The 6,378-nt window shown below is 31.4% G+C and carries 5 protein-coding genes, 1 tRNA gene and 1 other RNA gene; 1 reads left to right on the top strand and 6 read right to left on the bottom strand.

What is annotated here, in order from left to right:
* Positions 1-334 precede the first annotated feature (334 nt).
* Positions 335-2,476 carry a transglutaminase domain-containing protein gene (locus Q4Q16_RS09130; RefSeq protein ID WP_303347418.1) on the top strand — a complete coding sequence of 714 codons (2,142 nt, stop codon included), beginning with the start codon at positions 335-337 and terminating at the stop codon, positions 2,474-2,476.
* A gap of 317 nt (positions 2,477-2,793) precedes the next feature.
* Here Q4Q16_RS09130 and Q4Q16_RS09125 read toward each other — a convergent pair.
* The 6 genes from Q4Q16_RS09125 to Q4Q16_RS09100 all read right to left on the bottom strand — a co-directional run bounded on the left by Q4Q16_RS09125 (position 2,794) and on the right by Q4Q16_RS09100 (position 5,848).
* A tRNA-Ser gene (locus Q4Q16_RS09125) sits at positions 2,794-2,877 on the bottom strand.
* A 105-nt stretch (positions 2,878-2,982) separates the two neighbouring features.
* Positions 2,983-3,296: signal recognition particle sRNA (ffs, locus tag Q4Q16_RS09120), an RNA gene on the bottom strand.
* A gap of 182 nt (positions 3,297-3,478) precedes the next feature.
* The gene (locus tag Q4Q16_RS09115) at positions 3,479-3,880 is read right to left on the bottom strand and encodes a CBS domain-containing protein (protein WP_303347417.1); all 402 of its coding nucleotides are present in this window, start codon (positions 3,878-3,880) and stop codon (positions 3,479-3,481) included.
* A gap of 337 nt (positions 3,881-4,217) precedes the next feature.
* A complete protein-coding gene (locus Q4Q16_RS09110; RefSeq protein ID WP_303347416.1) occupies positions 4,218-4,901 on the bottom strand; it encodes a metallophosphoesterase in 684 nt (227 codons plus the stop codon).
* 153 nt (positions 4,902-5,054) lie between these two features.
* Positions 5,055-5,582, bottom strand: coding sequence for a DUF2096 domain-containing protein (locus Q4Q16_RS09105; protein WP_303347415.1), 528 nt, complete (start codon positions 5,580-5,582; stop codon positions 5,055-5,057).
* Positions 5,579-5,848, bottom strand: coding sequence for a DUF749 domain-containing protein (locus Q4Q16_RS09100; RefSeq protein ID WP_303347414.1), 270 nt, complete (start codon positions 5,846-5,848; stop codon positions 5,579-5,581). Before Q4Q16_RS09100 ends, Q4Q16_RS09105 begins: the two co-directional genes overlap by 4 nt.
* Positions 5,849-6,378 lie beyond the last annotated feature (530 nt).

Here is a 6,378-nt window from a genome sequence, read left to right as displayed (position 1 = left end):
TACTCTACAAATATTCTTTTTATACATATATTACAAAGCATAAAATAATATTTTCACATTTAGCCTAAATTTATAAAGTTTAATCAGTAAAGAAAAGATTATCTAATCTTTAATTCTGGAAAATTTGATAAGCTTTATCAATCGAAACTCATCTCCAGATAATATTGAGAAAATTAAAAGATTTGGAAAATATTCTAGAAAATTAACCAAATTGAAAGCTTGTCTAATTATTTGAAAACCGGCCATTTTCAGTTTCGAATTAAAGAATAGATCAAACTATTTAAAATGAGGTGTTAGTATTAATAAGAAAACGGCTTTTCTAATAGTGATAGCATTGGTCTGCATTTGCTTGAATACTGCATGTGCTGCAAATGTGGATAATGCAGGATTAGAAAAACAAGCAATTAATGATAATTCAGTTGATAATGAGTTATTGAATACTGCCTTGGATAATAGTGATGTAACAGCAAAAGAGGTTAGATTATCAAGCACAAACAATAATGCAAATGGATTATCAAGTGTGAGCAATAGTGAAAATAAAAACTTAAGTGCATCCGGCACAACAAGCGTGAAGTCAAACAGCACATCAAGTGTAAAAAGCACTACAAGCAGCAGCACAACAAATGTAAAAAGCACTACAAGCAGCAGCACAACAAGCGTTAAAAGTGCTGCAAGCAGTACAAGCACAAAAACTACCACAAGCACTGCAAATAATGTGAATTCCAAATACATAAAGGCTAGCAGTATTATCAAGGAATCCTCAACTTTTGTCAAATATGTGGAAACAAACGGCAAGCTTCCAAGTTCCATAACAATAAACAATAAGAACTACACTTCTCCACAGTTTTTATACCTGATGTGCAAGGCATTGAATGATACCGGCTCAAGCAAGATCATGGCAAAAAGCGTTAAAAACCCTACTAGCTTGAAATATTCGCTTAAAACCGGAAGCATTAAAAAATCCGAGTATAAGAAGCTATCCGCAAATGTCATCAAATATATAGACAGATACAAAAAAGCTCCAAACACTATCAATTCAAGCAAAGGAAAGATTCCGTATACCCAGTTTATTTTTGCAATAGCTAGAAACCTGGCATATTACAACAACAATAAAAAACTGGCAAGTTCCATTGCGCTAGAGAATATTTCCAACTATGATAAGAACGGAGTCCCTATCAGCAAAATCATCTCACAGGCTTCTGTTGTCAAAAACCATATCGAGAAAAAAGGAGAATTGCCTAAATCTGTAACTATTGATAAAAAGAGCTATAAAACTTCCCAGTATTTATATCTGGCAGCTTATGCTTTAAAAAAGATTGATGAAAACAAAAATGTCACTAATTTTAAAATTAAATCCATAACTGTCAATGAACCTGCAAATTTAAATTACGCTGCAGCAACAGGAACTTTGAAAAAGTCAGAATACTTGAAGCTTGCAAATTCAACCATAAAATACATGGAGAAAAATAAAAAGGCTCAAACCTGGATTAAATCATCCCATTTGAGAATACCTTATGGCGAATTGGTATATGCATTTTCAAAAAGCCTGGATTATTACAATAAGAATAAAAAGCTGTCAAGCCAGGTGAGCATTCAAAATTTAAGCAAATTCAAACCGAATACTGCGAATAAAACTAGTTCCCGCTCCAAAATCAATAGCTCCGGCATACAAGCGAACTTATCACTTTCTTACGAAGACCAAACCACAAAGATCAACTTCAATATAAACGCAAAATTAAGTGATATCAGCAGCAAAATCAATAGTTTGCTTAAGCTTAATCTAAATGGTGTAAGCTCCGAAACCAGTAAGAATACTATCAAAACTGCTGCAAGCACTAACAAGAGCACTGCTTCTAAGACAACAACAAAAACCGCAAACAAGACAACTGCAAAAAAGACTGTGACTAAAACAACAACAAAAACCACAAGCAAAGCAACTGCAAATATAGTGAAAATCAACAAGGCAATTATAAAATTGATTCCCAAAAGTATCTTGAACACCAAATACAAAGGGGAATCTTTAAAGAAATATTTAAGTTCGACCACAAACTGTCAAGTGAAGAATGCAAATATTAAAAAACTAGCTAAATCATTAACAAAAAACTGTAAAAACAATCTGCAGAAAGCTACAAAAATCTTCAACTGGGTTCGTGACAATGTGGCTTATGAAAAATATCCGAATACCCGCAAAGGAGCTGCTGAAGTATTAGTTAGCAAAAAAGGAAATTGCGTTGACCAAGCTCACTTGACAGTTGCCCTGGCTCGATCTGCTGGGATTCCTGCAAGATATGTGAATGCAAATAACTGCAAGTTTTCAACAGGATACACTTCAGGACATGTCTGGGCGGAATTCCTAATCGAGGACACATGGGTTGCAGGAGATACAACCAGCTGCAGAAACTCTTTTGGCATTGTGAAAAACTGGAATATAAAAAACTACAAGCTGTTAGGCAAATACAGTTCCATAAGCTTTTAAATTAAAATTTGTTTATTTTGTTTTAAATTGTAACTCAATTTAAAACTTTTTATTTTTTTAATTTGAAAAAAGATTTATTACTATAAAAACCAATTATAATTCTTTTTTTTAAAAAAAAAGACTATGCATGGAAATCTAAAAACTTTTTAAGACAAAATGATTTAGTTAAAAAATAGCCAAAAACATTTTTTAAGAAAATTTATTTTAAAAAAATAGCCAAATACTCATTTAATAAGAATAACAAACTAGTAAAAAAAAATAGCCAAAACTCTTTTTAATAAAGTTTTAAAAAAAGAAAATTTAAAAATATAAAAAAGCGCCGGGACGGGGATTTGAACCCCGGAGGTCGATTGACCATCGGATTAGCAGTCCGACGCCGTACCAGGCTGGGCCATCCCGACTAATGCAAAAAAAGTTAACATTTACTGCCAACACACAATCATATGTTAAAACAAATATAAAAAGTTTTCTTTTTTAATAGTCAAAACTTAATAGCTGATAACTAAAAAATGGCACATAAAGGAGTGGACACACTTCATTAATTACAGTTATCTGCAAAACTAACTCCACCTCGCGGTTCTACAAGCATCAGCTGTAATTGGTAGAGCTGCTCCTTTCCAGGCCTGACACGTTCCCAAAACTAAGACAATTGAGAATTACCCTCCAGTAAGACTTTTGTCACCATTGATCCTGCAGGACGAAGTTTCAGCATTAATTTTGCAGGCCGCAATTAAATCCACATGCCGCCTCCTAAATTTCGACTACACCAAAGGAGATTTGTGTTTACAGAGGACTCCTAACCCTCCAGTCTAGCCAATAATATATTTTATATTAATATTATTTAAACTTATGTAAAATATTAAAAAATACCCAAAAACATTAAAAAAGTAATAAACATGGAAAAAAGTAGTGAAAAAAGGATAATAAAATAAATAATTAAAAGAAGAGCAAATAATAAAAAAGATCTAAGCAATGAAAATCAAATAAAAAAAATATTAATAATTAAAATCCGTCTTTAATTGCTTTGATAATGTCTCCGTCAGATAAAATACCTACTAGCTTTCCATCCTCAACTACTGGAAGCTGGTTTATGATATTTTCTCCAGGAGCCTTGTCAAACATTACACAGACCGCTTCTTTTAAAGTGTTTTCAGGTGAAACACAAGCAACATCAGTTACCATTACGCTTTTAACCTTGGTTCCAAATTGATAATTGTCTAAAATCAAATTGTGTCCCAAATCAGTAGCGGTAACAATACCGACCATTTTTTCACCATCTAAAACAGGCATTGCACTAATCTTGTTTTTCATCAGTTCTTCGAATGCGAATACAGTTTCCACTTCCTTATCAACTGTAAGAACATCCTTGGTCATTAAATCTTTTACAAGCAACTTATCCAACATAGTCTTCCTCCAAATACAACAGTTTATTTAGATATGATTAATATTTTTTACTTTACCTTTAATAAAGTTTTATATTTTATTCTTGAAAAAAATTCTTAAAAATTTAAAATTGTCTAAAAAATTGTATTAAATTTAATTAAAAGAGTACAAAATTAAAATAAATAAAAAATAAAGAAAAAAAAGACATTTAACTAACAATGTCTAAAAAATAGTATTTAATGAAAATTAACATTAAATCTAAAAAAAGAAGTATAAATTTAATCGAAATACAGCAATTCAATAAACCAATTAATAAGTTTAATCGAAATACAGCAATTCAATTAAACCAAAAAATTATTTAAAATTCAATAATGTTTACATCATACTCTGCTGTTTCATCATCAATGTCGATTAAAACACAATGGCCGTCCTTGAGCATACCGGGGTTTACAACAGTAGTCTCTCCAATCTTGTCAATAGCTCTTGCCTCATGAATGTGTCCGCAGATGTTGATGTTAGGCTGGAATTCATGAATAGGTTTTTTAACCCCTTGACTGCCTACGTGAGTTCCATCAGGCAATTCATCAACTTTGGTATTGTATGGAGGAGCATGAGTCAGCAGGATGGTTACAGTAGGTTTGGCATCATTTCCGATATAATCATATTCCGCTAAAAGCTCATAAACGCTTTCATATATGTGGTCGTCATCGGTTTCTCCAGGAGTATTGAAAGGAGTAGGATTAGAGCCGCCATATCCCATGATAACAGTATTTCCAAATCCTATAAGATTATTGTGAAGACATAATGAGCCTGCATCGCGGATTGCATTGCAGATTCCTGCAGGATCGCAGTTTCCAGGAATTGCAAATACTTCTACATCACAATCATACAATTTGTCCATGAATTCCTTGACAAAGTCCAAAGGACCGAAATCAGTGATATCTCCTGCAACAAGGACCAGATCTATGTCATTTTCTTTTAAATACTTGTAAAAATCTTCATTATGCTCTCCATGAATATCAGTAATTCCTACAATTTTCATACAATCACCTATGTTAAATTAAAAAATATCTAAATGCTTAAAATAATTTCAAGATTTAAAGAAATATCTTATAAATAAAAAATATTTGTATAAAAGCTAAAAAATAAAAAAAATACTCTAAGATGAATCTTAGAGTTATTATAATCCTATTAACTATTCCTGGAAAAAGGGTGCCATTTCCTTTATAGCATTTTGAACAACTGCCTTGTCTCCATAAATAGCTATGGTAACATCAGAATCAAATTCAATGATTAAACCATATTCTTCTGCTATTTCCTGAACCCGGTCTTCTGAAATTGGATTTTTTAAAGTTATTCTCGCATAGGAAAATCCAGGTGGAACATTCACAATAAATTTAGACCTATCCTGAGGCATTGGGTAAACTTCTTCGCCTCTCATCGCCCTGCCTAATTTATCCAGCCACTCGTCTTCATATTCACTGCTGATTTCAGCTGCAAGAGAAAGCAGAACTCCTTGAACCTCATTTAGGGACATGTCTGCCCTGGCAAGCTCGTTGATTAAATCCGGATGGGTTGGGTCCCGTTTATAAGAGCTTATTTGAGACCTTATTATTCCAAGTTCATTATTGATATAGCCAGGTATATCAGCATCATTGCTTTTCAAATCGTTTAAAAGATGAGTGAGAGTTAACCAGGATTGTTCTATTGGCAAATGGTTCATATGTGTCCTTCCAATATTTTTAATGTGGTGACATTCACTTTTGCATCTGCTTCCCTTAATTCCCTTCTAATTTCATCACGATTGTTGTATGAATCCAAGAAAAGAACATGATGGCTGCCGGTTCCGACAATATCCAGAATAGCTATTTCATCATTATCCTTGATTTCTTCCCTTTTATCTATAGCCGCTTTGAATTGGACATATGGTCCATAATCTTCAGGAAGATCTTTGAATCTAAATATACCGCCTAATGTTGCAATAAACATAATCTTATCTCCATAATTTAAAATTGAATAAATAAATTTAATAAAATTTTTAATTCTAAATCTTACTAATAATTTTATATTAATAGTATTTTTATATATTTTTATTAATAAAAGTTATTATGAAATGAAGAATTTTTTTTAAAATTTAATCTTAACAATGAAAAATTTAAAAAATGTACAAACTTTTCAAAAAAAATAAAAATCATTAGTAAATAACTGATTAAGCAATGATTTACTAATAATTTTCCACTAAAAAATTATCAACACCACCCCATCATTTTAAAATTAAGAATAAACATCTTATTTAATTATCAAGAAAAACAATCAAAACCTCTTGTTTTCAGATAAAAAACTATTTTTAGATCTTTAAATTTTTAACTTCCAAACATTTTTAAATTTTTAAACTGTTTGTATATTATCAAATTAAATATTTCCATGTTGAAGAGACCATAAGAATTTAATTTTTAAAAAGTAGTTGTATAAAAAAGTAAAAAAAGAAAAAAAGTAAGTAGTTGTTAAACTACTTATTG

The organism is Methanobrevibacter sp. (assembly GCF_030539875.1).
Taxonomy (GTDB): Archaea; Methanobacteriota; Methanobacteria; order Methanobacteriales; family Methanobacteriaceae; genus Methanocatella.
This window is presented reverse-complemented; position numbering and strand designations above follow the sequence as displayed.